A 16344-nucleotide genomic window follows, 5' to 3' on the forward strand; every position below is an offset into this window, starting at 1 on the left:
GCCTGGACCCCACCTTCCCGGCTGTCTCGCTCGAAGCGTTTCCACCGGGACTGTGCGTCCCCCTTCTTCCGGTTTCTCCCCGTGATGACTATTGTGCACGGAATCAAAAGCCGCTGTAAGGGGTTGACACAGCTTTACGGAGGCAATATATGCGCTGCGTGGTGCGTGTTCCTTTCCTACCAGTGCGTAGTTGGCATTTTCATACTGAAAGCGGCCGTAAATTCACTAAAGTTTCGGTCAAAATTACCGAACTCAGTGCCGCCTCCATACTGAACCGTGCCCACAGAACTCCACCGGCGGAGAATCCTGATTAGGCTCTCGAACGACAAACCACATTCTTATCGGTGGCAACGGTAACGCTGGCCACAAACGCTCATTCACGTGACCCACGATCTCCACACGAGAACCGTTTTGCCCAAAACCACGGAGGCCTATGACCCCGGAACCTACTGACCTTGAAGGCCGCAGAAACGCGCTCACAACGGCGTTTGACCTCATCCAGGCCAAGCGGAGCGTTGAAATCGTTGGAGCACGCGGCAGCGGACGCACCGCGTTCGTCAGCGAGCTTGCAAAGCGACTCCGGGAATCAGGTTGGAATGTTATCCAGGTGCGGGGCATCGCGTCGCTGCAATCTCATCCCCTCGCCGCACTCCACCTCGCGGGAGTCGTGGGATCTGGAACCAATGGTCGCAATTCCTCTCGGCTCCATGAGACAGCGATGGGCCTCACTCGGCTCACTGATCGCTCGTTAACGGCAATCCTCGTAGATGATTGGGGCGATCTCGACGAATCATCCTGGGGTGTCATCGAAGCCGCGCGGCAGGCCTCTGGAGTCCCGGTGGTGACCACTCGCGTGTTCGGTCGCGCTTCTCGTCACGCACTCAGTGCGCTGCCGGGAACCATCTGCGAACCCGCCTACCTCATTGAGCTCACCCCGCTTCGTTACGACGACCTTGAAACGGCGCTGGCTAACTATTTGAACGCCGCGATCGACACCAACACGATGAGTCGTATTTACGCTAAGTCGGGCGGCAACGTTGGGCTGAGCATTGCGCTGGTTGATGCTGCCGTCAGGGAACACCGGCTCGTTCAGCACGGGGAAGGCATGTGGGTCGGCGACAAGGAGTTGTGGAGCCCCTCCCTCAGAGGACTCATGGAATCGCACTTAGAGCACCTTCGCCCGGAAGCCCGAGACGCGCTTGAACTCATCGCCGTCATGGGTTCGACCGACCTCGGTGCTGTCCGCCAGCTCGTTGAGTGGGACACGCTTGAGGCGCTTGAAGAAGACGGCCTGATCGCCTTTGCCCCCGGGTCTCCGCACAATCTGGTTACGGTCGTCCCGCCGCTTCTTGTTGAGTACTTTCGTCACGCCACAGCCACCGCCAGACGAGTCAGGCTTACCGAACTCATTACGACCAATCTCAGTGCCGCAGACTCGGCGTCAGTAATGCTGTCGGAGAACGCACCCCGCGCAGCAGATCCGGCCGATCAGGACACCATATTTGTTGGCCTCGCGCGAGAGCGATCGCGAACGAGGCGGCTCATCACGGAGGCCGCGTGGATCGCCCAGCCCTCTCCCGCGAACGCGGTTGATTACATTACGGCGCTTGCCCAAACCCATTCCGCAGACGTTGCGGAGACGGTGGACCGGGTTCTAGTCGACACAAACGAGAGCTTCGGTGACGCCGAGAGCCGCGCAGACCTGTTGGTCCTCCATGCAGAATGGCTGGCTTACGTCAAAAAGGATCTGGAATCTGCTCTTACGCTGCTGAACGAATCGGCAGCAGCACTGGGAAGCTATTCGCCCATGGCCTACGCTGCGGAAGCCAGGATCCTGACGCACATGCGCCACACCCCGGCAGAGATACCCGCAACCATTCAGAGCACTCCCGACCTCCCCGTCCGCGTGCAGCTGGCGCTGTTTGAAACGCAGATGCTGCTGCTCACAGCGGGTGGTAGGTTTGGCGATGCCCTCCGAGTGTACGCGGCAATTGAGAGACTGGATCCTCGCAGCGAGCGAGTTGAGCCCGCCTACCTCCTCAGCCTCATCTTGCTCAATGAGGGGCATTCTGCAGAAGCGATGCGACTGCTCACCTCGGGTCTCGAGAAGGCCCGCTCAAGCTTCGACATGAACGCCTACCGAACCTTTGGCGGCGCGATCCTTTTCGCCCACCTCTACGCTGGAAACTACACGGCGGCGGAGGAACTCTTCGATACCGTGCTCGCAGTTGGCGACCCGTTACTACTTCCCCCTGGACGACGTATTTCGATGTTCTCGGTCTCAGCAATATCGGCGTGCAGGAAGGGGCAGGTTTCCCTCGGCGAGCGCTACGCGGCGGAGGCGGAGCGGGAGCACTTCGTCGACGGCGCGTTTCCCGGCCAGACGACCGCCTGGGCGCGTTCGCAGGTGCTGTTTCTCCGCGGCAAACCGTCTGAAGCGGCTGACCTGCTGTGGAACTCCTCGATGAGCCTCTGGAACAGGGGGGCCCGTTTCGCGGGCGTTATCGGACTTCTTGTTGCCCTTGAACTGAACCTTCGGCCTGATCGCATGGAAAAGGTCGGGGAGTACCTCGCGCAGGTTCCCGAGCTTGAGGGCGCAAAAGCCCACGGCAACTACTTGAGAGCTCTGTTCGCCAAGGATGCAGAGGCGATGCTGGTCAGCGCAACGGAGCTTGAGCACGCGGGCCGTTTGGGCCTCGCGATCTCGGCCACTCAGCAGGCCTCGCACTGGTTCGGCGAGTCCAACAAGGCCAAGCTGCAGCGCACAGCTCACAAGCTTGAGACACTTATCCGCTCACGCGCTGGCGACGTACCCCTTGAGAACGCACGCTTCAGCACAACCAACGCGGCTCTTTCCGAGCGCGAACGCGAGGTCGCCCGTTTGGCGGCTTCTGGTCTCAGTAATCAGGAGATCGCTTCGCAGCTTGTCATTAGCGTTCGCACCGTCGAAAGCCACATGCATCGGGTCATGCGAAAGCTCAGTGTTCCGAACCGACACTCACTCGGAGTCTTCCTGAGTAGCGCAATTATCTAATTTCTACTCTGAGATACACGGAATCACTACTGCAATTGCGCGTTTTAACACTGATCTTGGCCAGAAGAGCTAGCGTAATAAATTTCCGATGCCAGACTTGAAGGCAGCGGAGGATGAGCGCCCATTTTTCTAGACGAATGAGTGCATTTCCGAGTAGCCGGTCTCCCCAGACGTAATTTGGTCTCTCGGAGCTCACTTCCGCTGGAGGTTGCGCCTCTCCCCAGGCCCCTCCAATTTGTGGCGGCCTCGCGGTCAAAGACGCGCTGAGGCCGCCACATCATTCTCTAGCTTCGTTGTTTGAGGAGTGCCCTCAACGCGGCACGCGCCGCCATCAGGGTGACCACCAGCAGCGTGACGGCGAAGAACCCACCCAGGTAGACCGAATCCCCCAGCAGCACGTCGATCAGCCAGAGGATGAGTGCTTTGCTGCCAGCGGCCACGATAAAGAAACTGCCCCCGGCCAGCACACGCACCCGCACAGTCTCCGCGGCCCTGATCCTGCCGACGATCTTGGTCTTCGCCCAGACAACCGCCTCAAGCACGAGCTTGAGAATGATCGCTGTCAGCAGGGATGCCAGAAACGTCTCGCTGATGACGGCCGGGAAGAGCTGGGTGAAGGTGCCGAGCACCACCAGGTAGACCAGTACGTCTGCAAGATCGAGGGCGCTGATCCGGGGCTGAGGCATGGACTAATGCTAAGCCCGCGACGCCTGCGCCCTTACCCAGCCCGCCCCCGCTCTATGCAGGGTTAAAGCAGAACGGGCCGCCCTCACAGGGCGGTTGGCTCGAAAACACCCACCACAAAAGTGCCGAGGAGATGGCGAGCAGCAGCAGGAGCGCTCCGGCGATGATGAGCGTGGCGATCGCCGGCCCGCGCGGTTCACGGCGGAGGAGCGACACGACCGCCAACACGACCCCGCCAGAGTAGCCGATCAGTGCCGGCAGGCCCGCCCACGACCGTAGCTCGTCAATGTAGGGCTGATCCAGGAGGTACCCGAAGATCAGCCCTGACAGGAGGCAGATCAGCCCGGCGAGGCCAAAGAAATTCGGCCCGCGTTTGCCAGGCTCTTCGCGCTCAGTGTTGAGCTCTGTGTGGCTATCGGCGGGCATCGTTCGAAGGTAGCACGACAGACTTCAGTGCCTCACTCATGCCCTCACAGAAAACCAAAACCCCCGAGCTTCTTGCGAAGCTCGGGGGTTTTGTGCTGTTCAACTGGCGGAGACGGGGGGATTTGAACCCCCGGTCGAGTTAACCCCGACCCTTCATTAGCAGTGAAGTCCATTCGGCCGCTCTGGCACGTCTCCATAAATGAACAGCGTCACCCATTCTAACCGGATGATCCCGCGAGCAGGAAATCGGACGCGGGAGAATCAGTAAACGGTTCGTCCGAGCGAGCAAATGTTCTGATCGGGGCGCACGCCCGTAATGTCAGACGGCAGTTCGACCTTGCCATTCGCGTTGGGGGTTGGAGTGGTCCCATCGGTCGGCGTTGGAGTCGGCGTCGGCGTCTCGGTGGCATCCGGAGTTGCTGGATCCGCTGTGGCGTTCGTACCCGACGAATCAACACCGTCGATCGCGACACCCTGTCCGACACCAGTGAGGTCGAAGGGCTGACCGCTCTTGATCACGTCGAACAAGGCCTCCGCAGAAACTCGGTTCGGCGTGAGGCGCCCCTCTTGGTACGGGTGGTCTGTTGCCGGATACTGCACGAAGTTCACGCGATCCAGATCAATATCTTTCACGGTGCGTGCCATGGCAAGCATGAAATCGACGCTCTGCATGTTCTTGGACAGCGTCATGTTTGTCACAGCAGCCTTCGCGAGCGAGAAGACCTTCACCGGGTCAGAAAGCGTGTCAGCATTTTTCAGCTTTCGCACGAGCGACGACATGAAGATCTGCTGGTTGCTGATGCGGCTGGTGTCGCCACCGTCACCAACGCCGTGACGGGTGCGCAAGAACTGCAGCGCTTCCATCCCCTTGAGGGTGTTGTTACCGGCGTTGAGGCTCAGGTCTGCATCGGGATCCCAGATCGGGTTCGCCAGGCAAACATCGACACCACCGAGCGCGTTGGAAACCCCAACGACACCGTCAAAGGTGATGAGGCCTGCGTAGTTGATGTCCATGCCCGTAAGCGCCTCAATGGTGAGCACGGTGCAGGGCAGTCCGCCGTAAGAGAGTGTGCTGTTGAGCTGTTGCTCGCTCATCGCGGGGTAGTCTCCCCCGTCAGGATTGGGGCAGCTCGGGATCGGCAGCATGAGGTCACGCGGGAAGCTGACGACAGTGGCGTTTTTGTGATCCGCCGAGATGTGCAGCATCAGCGTGACATCGTTGAGCTCACCCTCGTTGCCGTCGTTCCAGCTTTGCCCCTGGCGTGAGTCAGAACCCACAAGAAGAATCGTGACCGCGCCGTCGAGCGACTCGGCATTCGCGCCAACAATCTCGGGGCCCGAGCCAATGTCGACGGTCTTTGCCTGCCCGAGGGTTCCCCACACGGCATAGGCGATGGTTGCAACTCCGCTGAGTGCCACGACCAGAGTCGTCGTCAGCAGGATCCTGAGGGCATTGCTCCACGCATTTGAGCGGCGCAATTTGCCGTGGCGCACAATTACCGGCTTTACAGCCTCAGCGTCCTTTTTAGCCATCCAGAAATCCTCACACGTTACGCGCGACAGGCGCCGCACTCGTTCGCAACGTCCAAATCTACCCGAGGGGTCTGGGTAGGCCCTTGGAGAGTCCTGTCTGAGTTCTTCTTCTCAGCTTGATTTTATGCCACGATAGTGCTTATGGGCTATCTTGCGTACGGCACATCAGCCGAGTATGAGTTCGACGACCGCGTCCTTGCGCACCTCAAGGTGGCTATCAGCCTGAAACTACGGCGACAGGAATGCTTCTTTCTCAGCTGGTCCAACCCAGCTGACCGAGGAAGCGGCCGCGTGTCTTTGTGGATGTCCCCCAACATCCCACTGACATTTCGTTTCGCCGGCAGTAAGGCGCCAGAACTGAGTGACGTTTGGCTCCGTGTACTTGGTGAACTCTCTCACACCCCTCGCGGGCTCGTCGTCATCTCTGAACGCGAGGCGGAAGCCTACGCTCAGAGCCACACCGCAGAATAGCGGAAAGGCAATACAACATGGGCTTCCTCCATTACAGCTCGAATCAGGTTTTTCTCTTTGAAGATCGCGCCCTCGCCCACCTCAGGTCAGTAATCCTTGGCAAACTTGTTCTCCAAGAGAGCTTCGCTTTCACCTGGAATGATGCCGGGGCGCAGCGCAGCATCTGGATGCACCCGGGTCTGTCGCTGCAGTTTGAGTTCGACTCAGTTGACGCACACGAAATCAATCGGGGTTGGATCGAAGCGCTCGCGGCGACCGCAAACAGCCCGGGTGGCCTCAAGCTGCTGCCGGAGCGCGCGCCGGGTTCCAGCAGCTAGCCGCCGCGAGCTAGGCTTGCTCGTATGCGTATCGCCACCTGGAACGTCAATTCGATCCGCACCCGCTATGGCCGCGTGGTCGACTGGCTCGTTCGCAACGACGTCGACGTGCTCGCCATGCAAGAGATCAAGTGCCGCCCGGATCAGTTTCCGATCGAGGCGTTTGAGCAGGCGGGCTACCAGCTCGAGATTCACGGTCTGAACCAGTGGAACGGGGTCGCATTTGCGAGCCGCCACGAGATGACCGACGTTTCGCGCGGCTTTGAGGGCATGCCGGGCTTCGGCAAGCCCATCAAGGGGCAGGAAGAAGTTCAGGGCGAGGGGCCGAATGGCTTGCCACTCGAGGCGCGGGCACTCGGTGTGACCGTCGGTGACCTTCGCTTGTGGAGCCTCTACGTACCCAACGGGCGCGGGCTCGACGATCCTCACCTCGAATACAAACTGCGCTGGCTCGAAGCACTCCGTGGAAACGCTGAGGCGTGGTTGGCCGAGGATCCCGAGCTGCCGCTTGCCCTGATGGGCGACTGGAATATCGCCCCACTTGATGGCGACATGGGCGATCCGAGTTTTGTCGTGGGACAGTCAACCCATGTATCGCCGGTTGAGCGCGCCATGTTTGAGTCGTTCGCGCCGGTTGTTGAAGACGTCGTACGGCCGATTGCTCCCGAGGGCTACACATTCTGGGACTACAAGGCAGGGCGCTTCCCGAAAAACGAGGGCATGCGCATCGACTTCATCATGGGATCGCGCGCGTTCGCCGATGTCGTGACCGGCGCCTCGATCGACCGCGACGAGCGCAAGGGTGATGCCCCCAGCGACCACGTTCCGGTGGTGTGCGACGTTGATCCAACACTGCTGAGCGACACGTTTGAAGACGAGTACGACCGCCCGATGGTGTTTTAGTCGTTCTTTGGCACGGGATCGCCGCCGCGGAACTAGGATGGGACGCATGGCTGAAACACTTCGTGTAGCGTCCGTGAACGTCAACGGCATTCGTGCTGCGTACCGCAAGGGCATGGGCGACTGGCTCGCCACGAGCGGGGTCGATGTGCTCGCGCTGCAGGAGGTGCGTGCCGACGACTCCCACATCGCAGAACTGCTCGGCGACGAGTGGCACGTGCTGCACGATCCCTGCGAGATCAAGGGTCGCGCTGGCGTTGCGATCGCGAGCCGCGTGCCCGCGACCGCGCACCGCGTAGGGCTCGGTGCTCTCGACGCGCAGGAGCAGATCCAGTCTTCCGGCCGCTGGCTTGAGGCCGACTTCGAGCTCGGTGGCAAGCCGTTCACGGTGATCAGCAACTACACCCACTCGGGCGAGGTTGATACACCGCGCCAGGAGGCCAAGTGGGCCTTTCTCGACGCGATGGGCGTGCGCATGGACGAACTTGCCGAGGAGCGCGACTACGTCGCCATCGTCGGCGACTTCAACGTGGGCCACCGCGAGTTCGACATTAAGAACTGGAAGGGCAACGTCAAGCGCAGCGGCTTCCTGCCGCGCGAGCGTGCTTACTTTGACCGCTTCTTCGGACCGCGCGGCGAGACCGTCACCGGTGTTGACGGTTCCGAGGGTGTTGGTCACGGCTGGGTCGACGTGGGCCGCCGTTTTGCCGGTGAGGTCGACGGCCCCTACACCTGGTGGTCAAACCGCGGCCAGGCCTTCGACAACGACACCGGTTGGCGTATCGACTACCAGGTTGTCACCCCGGCACTCGCCGAGCACGTCGCCGACTACCGCGTCGCGCGTTACCCCTCATACGACACACGCTGGTCAGATCACGCTCCCGTGATCGTCGACTACACCGCGTAATTCATCCTTTCTCGAAAGCACCTCTCTTAAACCATGAATGCCCCCGCTAAACCCGTCATTTTTTCGGGCATGCAGCCCTCAAGCGACTCCCTCCACCTCGGCAACTACATCGGCGCACTGTCGCAGTGGACGCAGATGCAAGAAGACTTCGACGCGTACTTCTGCGTCGTAAACCTGCACGCGATCACGGTGCCGCAGGATCCGAAGGAGCTCGCAGCCCGCACCCGTGCGACCGCCGCGCAGTACATTGCTGCCGGCATCGACCCCGCCAAGTCGACGCTGTTTGTGCAGTCCCACGTGCCAGCACACGCTGAGCTCGCCTGGGTGCTAAACACCATGACCGGCTTCGGCGAGGCCAGCCGCATGACACAGTTCAAGGACAAGTCGCAGCGCGCTGGCACCGACTCCGCTTCGGTTGGGCTCTTCACATACCCGATCCTGATGGCCGCCGACATTCTGCTCTACCAGACCAACGTTGTGCCGGTTGGTGAAGATCAGCGCCAGCACGTCGAGCTGACCCGCGACCTCGCGGCTCGCTTCAACTCGCGCTTCGGCGACACCTTTGTCGTGCCGGAGGCGCAGATTCAGAAGGGCACCGCAAAGATCTACGATCTGCAGGATCCCACCTCGAAGATGTCGAAGTCGGCCGAGACCGAGGCCGGGCTGATCAAGGTGCTCGATCCCGCAAACGTGACCAAAAAGAAGATCATGCGCGCGGTAACCGACGACGATGCGTCGATTCGCTTCGACCGCGAGGCGAAGCCCGGTGTCTCAAACCTGCTCACCATCTATTCGGTGCTGACGGAGCGCTCGCTCGAGTCGCTCGAAACCGAGTTCGAGGGCCGCGGCTACGGTGACCTCAAGAAGGGTCTCGCAGAGGTCGTCGAGGAGACCTTCGCACCGGTGCGTACCCGCACCGAAGAGCTGCTCGCGGATCCGGCCGAGCTTGACCGCATCCTCGCGGGTGCGGCAGAGCGCGCGAACGAGGTCGCCAGCCGCACGCTTGCCAGTGCCTACGAGGCGCTCGGCCTGCTGCACGGGTAGTCTTTCTCCCTCTCCCCCTCTCCGTTTAAATCGGGTGTAGCCATATTGCTAGTTGGGCGCGGCTCAACTAGCAATATGGCTACACCCGTTTGGAGGCGCCTGCAAGAGGGAGCACGCAAAGCGCAAGGGATAGCCGCGGAAAGCGGCAATCCCTACACTGGGGACCATGACTGACGTTGTCGCCAGCCCAGAGCAGACCGCACCGCAGGGGCGTGAGGATCCGCCTCGCTCCCCCAACCGCGCCCTCACCGTGGTAAGGCGCACACCGTTCACGATCACACTCGTCGTCGCTCTTCTCGCGGTCGGCATCACGACCGGCACGCTGCTCTCTCCAGCCGCGGATAAGCCCTGGTTCCAGGACGTCGCCACTGGTCTACCCTCGTTCGCCGAGGGGCGCTGGTGGACGATCCTGACCTCACCGTTTTTTGTCGACCATCCCGTCGGCTACCTTATCCTCGCGCCACTGGTCATCGGCGGTGTCGGCTGGGCCGAGTGGCAGTTCGGTTGGCTGCGCACCCTCGGATTGTTTGTGGTCGGTCACATCGTCGGCATTCTGGGGGCCGCGGGCATCGTCGCCCTGATCGTGCCGACGGGTTGGCCCTGGGCGATACGACTCTCAGAGGCGTACGACGTTGGCCCCTCCTGCGGTGCGTTCTTTGCGCTCGTTTTTGCCATCGCGACCCTTCCGGCTCCGTGGCGACTGCGTGGACGCGTCATTATTCTCGTGTGGACCATCATCTCGGTGCTCTACCTCGGCCGCATCTACGACCTGGAGCACGCGGTCGCGATGGCCGTCGGGCTCGTCGCCAGCGGATGGCTCCCTGCGTTCCGGCACCCAGCGGGCAGGCCGAGCGAGCGCGAGTGGCGCCTGATCGGCTTTGCGGGCCTCATCGCGATCGGTGTGATCCAGGTGCTCGATCTTGTTGTGCCATTTGACGGCCCGCTCGGCCAGAACCACCCGGTTGCCTCGTTTGTTGACGTTGCGATCGACGTCGTGGTGATTCTGCTGATCGCCAACGGAGTGCGACACGGCTACCGGATCGCTTGGATCGGCGCCCTCATCATCGGTTCCTACAACGTACTGACGGCGGCCCTCGGTGTTGCGATCGTGCCGCTTCTCGTTGACGCCGGTGCAATCGACTCCCCCGAGGAAGTGCTGGGCATCTTTATCGCCCCCGCGGTGTTCTGGGTGGCGATCATGATCTTCATCATCGTCGGCCGCGGTGCGTTCCGAGTGACCCTGCGCCACTCGCGCCGCAAGCTCAAGGCTGAGACACTCACCCCCGAGCAGACAGTGGATCGCGTCAGGCGCTTTGGGGGTGGCACCATCTCGTGGATGCTGAGCTGGCCCGCAAACCGCTACATGGCGGTCGGTGAGGGTGTCATCGGCTATCAGGCGCACGCGGGCGTCGCGATTATGCTCGGGGATCCGATCACACCCGCCGGTGGTCAGAGTGAGGCGTTCGCAGAGTTCACCAGGGTGACTCAGCAGGCCGGGCTGATCCCGTGCGCGTTCTCTGCAAACGGCGTCAGCGAGCAAGCGAAGCCAAAGGGCTGGCGCGCAGTGGTGGTTGCCGAGGACACGATCGTGGATCTGCCCGGTCTCGAATTCAAGGGCAAGTCTTGGAACGCGGTGCGCACCTCGATCAATAAGGCCGGGCGCGAGGGGATCACGTTTCGCATGGCCCGTCTTGCGGACGAGCCGTGGAGCACCCTCGCGCAGGTGCGCGCCATTTCTGAGCAGTGGACGGGAGACAAGGGCCTGCCCGAGATGCGCTTTACGCTCGGCACCGTCGAGGAGGCACTCGACCCGGAGGTCTATGTTGGCCTCGCGTTCGACGACGAGGGCAGCCTGCACGGTGTCACCTCGTGGCTGCCCGTCTACGCGGGTGATGGAAAAATCACCGGCTGGACCCTCGACCTCATGCGACGCCGCGACGGCGGTTTTGGGCCGGTCATGGAGTTCTTGATCGCCTCGTCAGCGCAGTTCTTCGCGGAGGAGGGCTACGAGTTCGTGTCGCTCTCCGGCGCACCGCTGGTGCGGCCCGAGGGGGTCGAGGCGGGACCCGTGGATCAGGTTCTCGAACAGCTCGGCGGCATGATCGAGCCACTCTACGGTTTCAAGTCGCTGCACAGGTTTAAGCAAAAGTTCAATCCGCGATCCGAACCGATGTACCTGCTGTTCCGTGACGAGGGAGACCTACCGCGGATCGGCATCGCGCTCACCCGCGCCTACCTGCCCGATGCCTCGCTGCGTGACCTGGTTGCGTCAGCTACCTCCGTCTCCCGATCAGCTTCGTAGCTGCATAAGCTGACGGAATGGATACGCAACTCAAGCGGCCCTCTCGCATCGGGGCCGTGCTCAGCACCGGGGGCGAGATCGTTGGTCTCGCAATGCAGCTGCTGCTGGTCTACATGGGCGCCGAGATCATGTGGGGCCCCGACGGAGAGGGCGAAACCGTTCGCCTGGTCGCTTGGTGCCTCTTCGCGACGGTCTATCTCGGAGCGACGATCCTGAGCCTCAACATTCTTGTGCGCCTGGAGCAACCGGATCCCGCGTCGACACGCGTGCTTGTTGGGCACCCGCTCACGCGGTTTCTCTCGACCATCATCACCTTTGGCGCCAGCATTATTGGTCTCAGCGTTGCGCTCGAACTTATCACCAGCATCGGTATGGAGACGCAGAACCCGGTGCAGGAGTTCGCAGCCATCTGGGCAATGATGCTGTCGTGGGCCATGTTCAACTGGGGCTACGCCCGCATCTATTTCTCGCGCTATCACCGCGCGCAGGATCCGCCGCTGTCATTTCCGGGCACCCCCGAACCGCGGCTTGTCGACTTCGTGTACCTGGCCTTCACGAACGCCACGACCTTTGCGGTGTCTGACGTGAAGGTCACCAGCTCTCGCATGCGCTGGACCATCGTGTGGCACACCACACTCGCGTTTTTCTTCAACGCGCTTATTATCGGCCTGGTGATCAAGGTGATCGCCGACGGGCACCTCTTTGCTGAGCTGTTTAGCTGACCGACTTTTGTCGAGGGTGAGATCCTGCGACTCGCAAGCTCCCGCAGAATGACAGGGGGATTATTCCCCGTTACGCACTCAGCGAACGATCCCCACACCCGCCGCGTACCGGCTACAGTGGGAAGCGTGTTCCGGGGTCGGTGAGAATCCGAACCGGCGGTCAAAGTCCGCGACCCTCGCTTCCGCGAGGTTGAACCGGTGAAACTCCGGTACCGACGGTGATGGCTCGCTTGAGGCGGGTCTAGTCCGGATGTGAGGAACGCAGGGTTGGTGAACGCACCAGTTGTTTTGCGAACCCTGCACCCGGCACGCGCAAAGACAGCGAGACCGGATGCACGAGCAAGACACCATTTCGAGGGTGGCCAGCACAGACGCGATGCGTCGTGCGCTCGCGATTGCACGCCGAGGTCCCGCCGACAACGCGAACCCGCAGGTGGGTTGCGTGATCCTCGACCCCTCCGGCTGCATCATCGCCGAGGGGTGGCACCGCGGGTCCGGCACCCCGCACGCCGAGGTCGATGCGCTCTCGCGTGTGCCCGCCGAGTGGCGTGAACGGTCGCGCGAGCTCACGGCCGTTGTGACCCTCGAACCCTGCAATCACACGGGTCGCACGGGTCCGTGTGCCGTTGCGCTCACAGAATTTGGGGCGGGAGGGATCGGGGCAGTGGTTTATGCGCTCGGCGATCCTGGCCAGGCCTCCTCGGGCGGCGCCGAGACGCTGCGCAATCACGGCGTTTCTGTGACCGGCGGTGTGCTGGCTGGCGAGGCTGCCGCGCTGCTCGGGCCGTGGTTGGCGCGGGCGTTTCCCTCGCAAGCAGGATCGGCACGGCCCTCAGAATCAGCACAGCCCACTGATTCGCCTCGCCCTCACGTCACCGTGAAGTGGGCACAGACCATCGACGGCCGCGCCGCCGCCGCAGACGGCTCGAGCCAGTGGATTACCGGTGCCGATGCTCGGGCCGACGTACATCGGCGTCGTGCCGAGGCGGACGCGATCCTCGTTGGCACTGGCACGCTGCTTGCCGATGACCCCTCACTCACCGCCCGCGCAGAGAGCGGCGGATTGCTCGTTCCCGCCGCCGAACAGCCGATCCCGGTGGTTATTGGGCACCGAGAAATTCCTGCCGATGCGCGCCTACGTCAGCACCCCGCGCTCGCGGCGAACGGCCTCGGGGCCCCGATGCAGTTCAGCGGCGAGGACCTCGCTGGCGCACTCACCGAGCTCCACGAGCGCGGAATCCAGCGTCTCTTTGTCGAGGGTGGCCCCACAGTGGCGAGTGCACTGTTTGCCGCGGGCCTGGTTGATGAGGTACTCATTTACATCGCCCCCTCGTTGCTCGGTGGACCGCGACTGGCCCTCGGCGACATCGGTGTTGCCTCGATGGCGGAAATCAAACAGTTGCGCATCGTGCACACCGCCCAGCTCGGCGCCGACCTGCTCATCAAGGCAGCGGTCGCAGGCCCCAACTCTTCACCCGCATCACGCAGTCAGGAAGGTTCCTAATGTTTACAGGACTCATCGAAGAGATCGGCGAGATCGTCGCGATCGAACCGGTCGGTGACTCACTCCGCCTCACGATCGCGGGTCCGCTCGTCACGAGCGACGCGACCCACGGCGCCTCCATCTGCGTTTCGGGGGTGTGTCTCACCGTGATCGAGCAGGGCGCGACCCCCGATGGCCGCGGCACCTTTACCGCCGACGTGATGGCGCAGTCGATCCGCATGTCGGCCCTCAGCGACCTCGCCGAGGGCAGCAAGGTCAACCTCGAGCGCGCGGTGCGGGTTGACACCCGCCTCGGAGGCCACATCGTGCAGGGCCACGTTGACGGCACGGCCACGCTGCTGTCGATCACCCCGGGTGATGCCTGGCAGGTGCTGCGGTTCTCACTCAGCCCCGAGCTTGCACCGCTGCTGGTAGATAAGGGCTCGGTGACACTCTCGGGTGTCTCGCTGACCGTCTCGTCGATCGCGGCCGAAGACGAGGCCGAGCAGTGGTTTGAAGTCTCGCTGATCCCGGAGACACTCACGGCAACGATCCTCGGTTCACTGCAGCCCGGCGATCGCGTCAACGTCGAAACCGACATTCTTGCTCGTCACGTCGCGCGGATGCTCCGCCTCGGCGTCGCGGCCCCAACTACACCCAGCAGCATCATCGGCTCCAGCAGCGAAGGATCACAAGCATGACCACAACGAGCACCGGCATCTCTCGCATCGAAGAGGCCATCGAGGCGATCAAGGCTGGCAAGCCGGTCATCGTCGCCGACAACGAGAACCGCGAGAACGAGGGTGACGTGATCCTCTCGGCCGAACTCGCGACCCCCGAGTGGGTGGCCTGGACCGTGCGCTGGTCGTCGGGTCTGCTGTGCGCGCCAATGTCAAATGAGGTCGCGGATCAGCTCGAGCTGCCCATGATGGTGAGCAACAACGAGGACGTACGCGGAACGGCATACACCGTGACCGTCGACGCGGCCCACAGGGTCACCACCGGCATCAGCGCGAGCGATCGCACCACCACCGTGCGTGCGCTCGCCAACCCCGATGCAGTGCCGACCGACGTGCGCCGCCCTGGCCACGTGCTGCCGCTACGCGCGGTCGATGGTGGCGTGCGCGCCCGCGACGGCCACACCGAGGCTGGTGTTGAGCTCATGCGCCTCGCGGGGCTGCGTCCCGTCGCGGTGATCGCCGAGATTGTCGCAGAAGACGGCGAGATGATGCGGCTGCCCGAGCTCATTAAGCTCGGCAACCGCGAGGGCATTCCCGTCATCACGATCGAACAGTTGATCGGGTACCTCAACGAAAACGACCCCGAGGGTGCACCTGAGGGTACGACTCAGGGAACCCCGCACCGCAGCGTGAGCCTGCGCGCCAACGCGCTGCTGCCCACAGTGCACGGCGATTTCCGGGCTATGGCCTACCGGGATCGTCGGGTGGGTGTTGACCACATCGCGCTGGTCTCACCCATGCCCGACGGTTCGCTGCCTGGTGATGACGCGCTCGTGCGAGTGCACTCCGAGTGCATCACCGGCGAGGCGTTCGGGTCGCTGAAGTGCGAGTGCGGGCCGCAGCTCGACGCCGCCCTGGACCGGATCAACGAGAGCGGTGGCATCGTCATATACCTCCGCGGGCATGAGGGTCGCGGGATCGGCCTGGCCAACAAGCTCCGCGCCTACCAGCTGCAGGAGCAGGGCGCTGACACCCTCGACGCCAACCTGCAGCTCGGGCTGCCCGCCGACGCTCGTGACTACACCGCAGCGGCGGAGATCCTGAACGATCTTGGAATCAGCCGGGTGCGCTTGCTCACCAACAACCCCGACAAGGTGTCGCAGCTGGAGCAGCACGGTGTTGTGATCAGCGAGCGTGTACCGCTGCTGGTCGGTGTCAATGAAAAGAACATCGGCTACCTCAACGCGAAGCGCGATCGTATGGGCCACCAGTTGCCCAACGATGTTGCCTAAACCACACACGAACCAAAGGAGCACCCCATGAGTGGCGCTGGAGCCCCAGACCTTGCCGTCGACGCGAGCGGACTGCGTGTCGCCGTCATTGCAGGCAGCTGGCACGAAGAGATCATGTCGCCCCTGATCAAGGGCGCGCACGAAACCACAATCGCCTCGGGCGCGGATCACACGCTCTTCCGTGTCGCCGGCGCTTTCGAGTTGCCCGCCGCCGCGCAGGCTGCGCTGCAGAGCGGCTTCGACGCGGTTGTCTGCCTCGGTGTGATCATTCGCGGTGGCACCCCCCACTTCGATTACATCTGCAACTCCGTAACCGACGGTCTCACCCGCGTGCAGCTCGACACCGGCAAGCCGGTCGGGTTCGGCGTGCTGACCACAGACACCGAGCAGCAGGCCCTTGACCGCTCGGGTCGCCCCGGAGCCCCCGAGTCGAAGGGCAAGGAGGCCGCCGAGGCAGCCCTGCACCTCGCGGTTCAGCTGCGCCGGATTCGCGAGGACGGGCCCACAATGGAGCTGGTGCCCGGGCGGCGGTGATCCACAACCCGCAAA

15 protein-coding genes, 1 tRNA gene and 1 riboswitch are annotated in these 16344 nt (G+C 62.6%); of the genes, 12 read left to right on the plus strand and 4 right to left on the minus strand.

The genetic code is table 11. The features are described from left to right. Positions 1 to 433 precede the first annotated feature (433 nt). Entirely contained in the window at positions 434 to 3034 is a 2601-nt protein-coding gene (locus tag G7068_RS07885) for a LuxR family transcriptional regulator (protein ID WP_166290874.1), read from the plus strand. Between the two features lie 284 nt (positions 3035 to 3318). On the opposite strand, the gene G7068_RS07890 is transcribed toward G7068_RS07885, so the two are convergent. The 4 genes from G7068_RS07890 to G7068_RS07905 all read right to left on the minus strand — a co-directional run bounded on the left by G7068_RS07890 (position 3319) and on the right by G7068_RS07905 (position 5677). Next, positions 3319 to 3720 carry a hypothetical protein gene (locus tag G7068_RS07890; RefSeq protein WP_166290876.1) on the minus strand — a complete coding sequence of 134 codons (402 nt, stop codon included), beginning with the start codon at positions 3718 to 3720 and terminating at the stop codon, positions 3319 to 3321. 52 nt (positions 3721 to 3772) lie between these two features. Next, a complete protein-coding gene (locus G7068_RS07895; RefSeq protein ID WP_166290878.1) occupies positions 3773 to 4144 on the minus strand; it encodes a hypothetical protein in 372 nt (123 codons plus the stop codon). A gap of 104 nt (positions 4145 to 4248) precedes the next feature. Continuing rightward, positions 4249 to 4339 (minus strand) — tRNA-Ser (locus G7068_RS07900). 66 nt (positions 4340 to 4405) lie between these two features. Next, positions 4406 to 5677, minus strand: coding sequence for an LCP family protein (locus tag G7068_RS07905; protein WP_166290880.1), 1272 nt, complete (start codon positions 5675 to 5677; stop codon positions 4406 to 4408). Between the two features lie 141 nt (positions 5678 to 5818). Here G7068_RS07905 and G7068_RS16715 point away from each other — a divergent pair, with 141 nt between their 5' ends. From G7068_RS16715 to ribH, 11 genes are all read left to right on the plus strand, one after another. Beyond that, the gene (locus G7068_RS16715; RefSeq protein WP_244304785.1) at positions 5819 to 6148 is read left to right on the plus strand and encodes a DUF7882 family protein; all 330 of its coding nucleotides are present in this window, start codon (positions 5819 to 5821) and stop codon (positions 6146 to 6148) included. A 17-nt stretch (positions 6149 to 6165) separates the two neighbouring features. After that, the gene (locus G7068_RS07910; RefSeq protein ID WP_166290903.1) at positions 6166 to 6465 is read left to right on the plus strand and encodes a DUF7882 family protein; all 300 of its coding nucleotides are present in this window, start codon (positions 6166 to 6168) and stop codon (positions 6463 to 6465) included. Between the two features lie 24 nt (positions 6466 to 6489). Beyond that, positions 6490 to 7368, plus strand: a complete 879-nt coding sequence (locus G7068_RS07915) for an exodeoxyribonuclease III (RefSeq protein WP_166290905.1) — start codon at positions 6490 to 6492, stop codon at positions 7366 to 7368. Between the two features lie 46 nt (positions 7369 to 7414). After that, positions 7415 to 8272, plus strand: a complete 858-nt coding sequence (locus G7068_RS07920) for an exodeoxyribonuclease III (RefSeq protein WP_166290907.1) — start codon at positions 7415 to 7417, stop codon at positions 8270 to 8272. 33 nt (positions 8273 to 8305) lie between these two features. After that, the gene (trpS, locus tag G7068_RS07925) at positions 8306 to 9316 is read left to right on the plus strand and encodes a tryptophan--tRNA ligase (RefSeq protein ID WP_166290909.1); all 1011 of its coding nucleotides are present in this window, start codon (positions 8306 to 8308) and stop codon (positions 9314 to 9316) included. A 166-nt stretch (positions 9317 to 9482) separates the two neighbouring features. Further along, complete coding sequence (locus tag G7068_RS07930) at positions 9483 to 11618, plus strand: bifunctional lysylphosphatidylglycerol flippase/synthetase MprF (RefSeq protein ID WP_166290911.1); 2136 nt, start codon at positions 9483 to 9485, stop codon at positions 11616 to 11618. A gap of 17 nt (positions 11619 to 11635) precedes the next feature. Further along, positions 11636 to 12340, plus strand: coding sequence for a DUF1345 domain-containing protein (locus tag G7068_RS07935; RefSeq protein ID WP_244304786.1), 705 nt, complete (start codon positions 11636 to 11638; stop codon positions 12338 to 12340). Positions 12341 to 12463: 123 nt separating this feature from the next. Continuing rightward, positions 12464 to 12606, plus strand: a riboswitch (FMN riboswitch). Positions 12607 to 12671: 65 nt separating this feature from the next. After that, positions 12672 to 13844, plus strand: coding sequence for a bifunctional diaminohydroxyphosphoribosylaminopyrimidine deaminase/5-amino-6-(5-phosphoribosylamino)uracil reductase RibD (gene ribD / locus G7068_RS07940; RefSeq protein WP_425280497.1), 1173 nt, complete (start codon positions 12672 to 12674; stop codon positions 13842 to 13844). Beyond that, on the plus strand, positions 13844 to 14524 hold the full coding sequence (locus G7068_RS07945) for a riboflavin synthase (protein ID WP_166290913.1): 681 nt from the start codon (positions 13844 to 13846) through the stop codon (positions 14522 to 14524). Before ribD ends, G7068_RS07945 begins: the two co-directional genes overlap by 1 nt. Continuing rightward, a complete protein-coding gene (gene ribB / locus G7068_RS07950) occupies positions 14521 to 15795 on the plus strand; it encodes a 3,4-dihydroxy-2-butanone-4-phosphate synthase (protein WP_166290915.1) in 1275 nt (424 codons plus the stop codon). Before G7068_RS07945 ends, ribB begins: the two co-directional genes overlap by 4 nt. A 27-nt stretch (positions 15796 to 15822) precedes the next feature. Next, on the plus strand, positions 15823 to 16329 hold the full coding sequence (gene ribH, locus G7068_RS07955; RefSeq protein WP_166290917.1) for a 6,7-dimethyl-8-ribityllumazine synthase: 507 nt from the start codon (positions 15823 to 15825) through the stop codon (positions 16327 to 16329). Positions 16330 to 16344 lie beyond the last annotated feature (15 nt).

Source organism: Leucobacter viscericola, from assembly GCF_011299575.1.
In the GTDB taxonomy this organism is placed as follows: Bacteria; Actinomycetota; Actinomycetes; order Actinomycetales; family Microbacteriaceae; genus Leucobacter; species Leucobacter viscericola.

Bases quoted from the DNA above. Each gene is read 5' to 3' on its own strand.
- G7068_RS07885 (WP_166290874.1), top strand. From the start codon at position 434: ATGACCCCGGAACCTACTGACCTTGAAGGCCGCAGAAACGCGCTCACA.
- G7068_RS07890 (WP_166290876.1), bottom strand. From the start codon at position 3,720: ATGCCTCAGCCCCGGATCAGCGCCCTCGATCTTGCAGACGTACTGGTC.
- G7068_RS07895 (WP_166290878.1), bottom strand. From the start codon at position 4,144: ATGCCCGCCGATAGCCACACAGAGCTCAACACTGAGCGCGAAGAGCCT.
- G7068_RS07905 (WP_166290880.1), bottom strand. From the start codon at position 5,677: ATGGCTAAAAAGGACGCTGAGGCTGTAAAGCCGGTAATTGTGCGCCAC.
- G7068_RS16715 (WP_244304785.1), top strand. From the start codon at position 5,819: ATGGGCTATCTTGCGTACGGCACATCAGCCGAGTATGAGTTCGACGAC.
- G7068_RS07910 (WP_166290903.1), top strand. From the start codon at position 6,166: ATGGGCTTCCTCCATTACAGCTCGAATCAGGTTTTTCTCTTTGAAGAT.
- G7068_RS07915 (WP_166290905.1), top strand. From the start codon at position 6,490: ATGCGTATCGCCACCTGGAACGTCAATTCGATCCGCACCCGCTATGGC.
- G7068_RS07920 (WP_166290907.1), top strand. From the start codon at position 7,415: ATGGCTGAAACACTTCGTGTAGCGTCCGTGAACGTCAACGGCATTCGT.
- trpS (WP_166290909.1), top strand. From the start codon at position 8,306: ATGAATGCCCCCGCTAAACCCGTCATTTTTTCGGGCATGCAGCCCTCA.
- G7068_RS07930 (WP_166290911.1), top strand. From the start codon at position 9,483: ATGACTGACGTTGTCGCCAGCCCAGAGCAGACCGCACCGCAGGGGCGT.
- G7068_RS07935 (WP_244304786.1), top strand. From the start codon at position 11,636: ATGGATACGCAACTCAAGCGGCCCTCTCGCATCGGGGCCGTGCTCAGC.
- ribD (WP_425280497.1), top strand. From the start codon at position 12,672: ATGCACGAGCAAGACACCATTTCGAGGGTGGCCAGCACAGACGCGATG.
- G7068_RS07945 (WP_166290913.1), top strand. From the start codon at position 13,844: ATGTTTACAGGACTCATCGAAGAGATCGGCGAGATCGTCGCGATCGAA.
- ribB (WP_166290915.1), top strand. From the start codon at position 14,521: ATGACCACAACGAGCACCGGCATCTCTCGCATCGAAGAGGCCATCGAG.
- ribH (WP_166290917.1), top strand. From the start codon at position 15,823: ATGAGTGGCGCTGGAGCCCCAGACCTTGCCGTCGACGCGAGCGGACTG.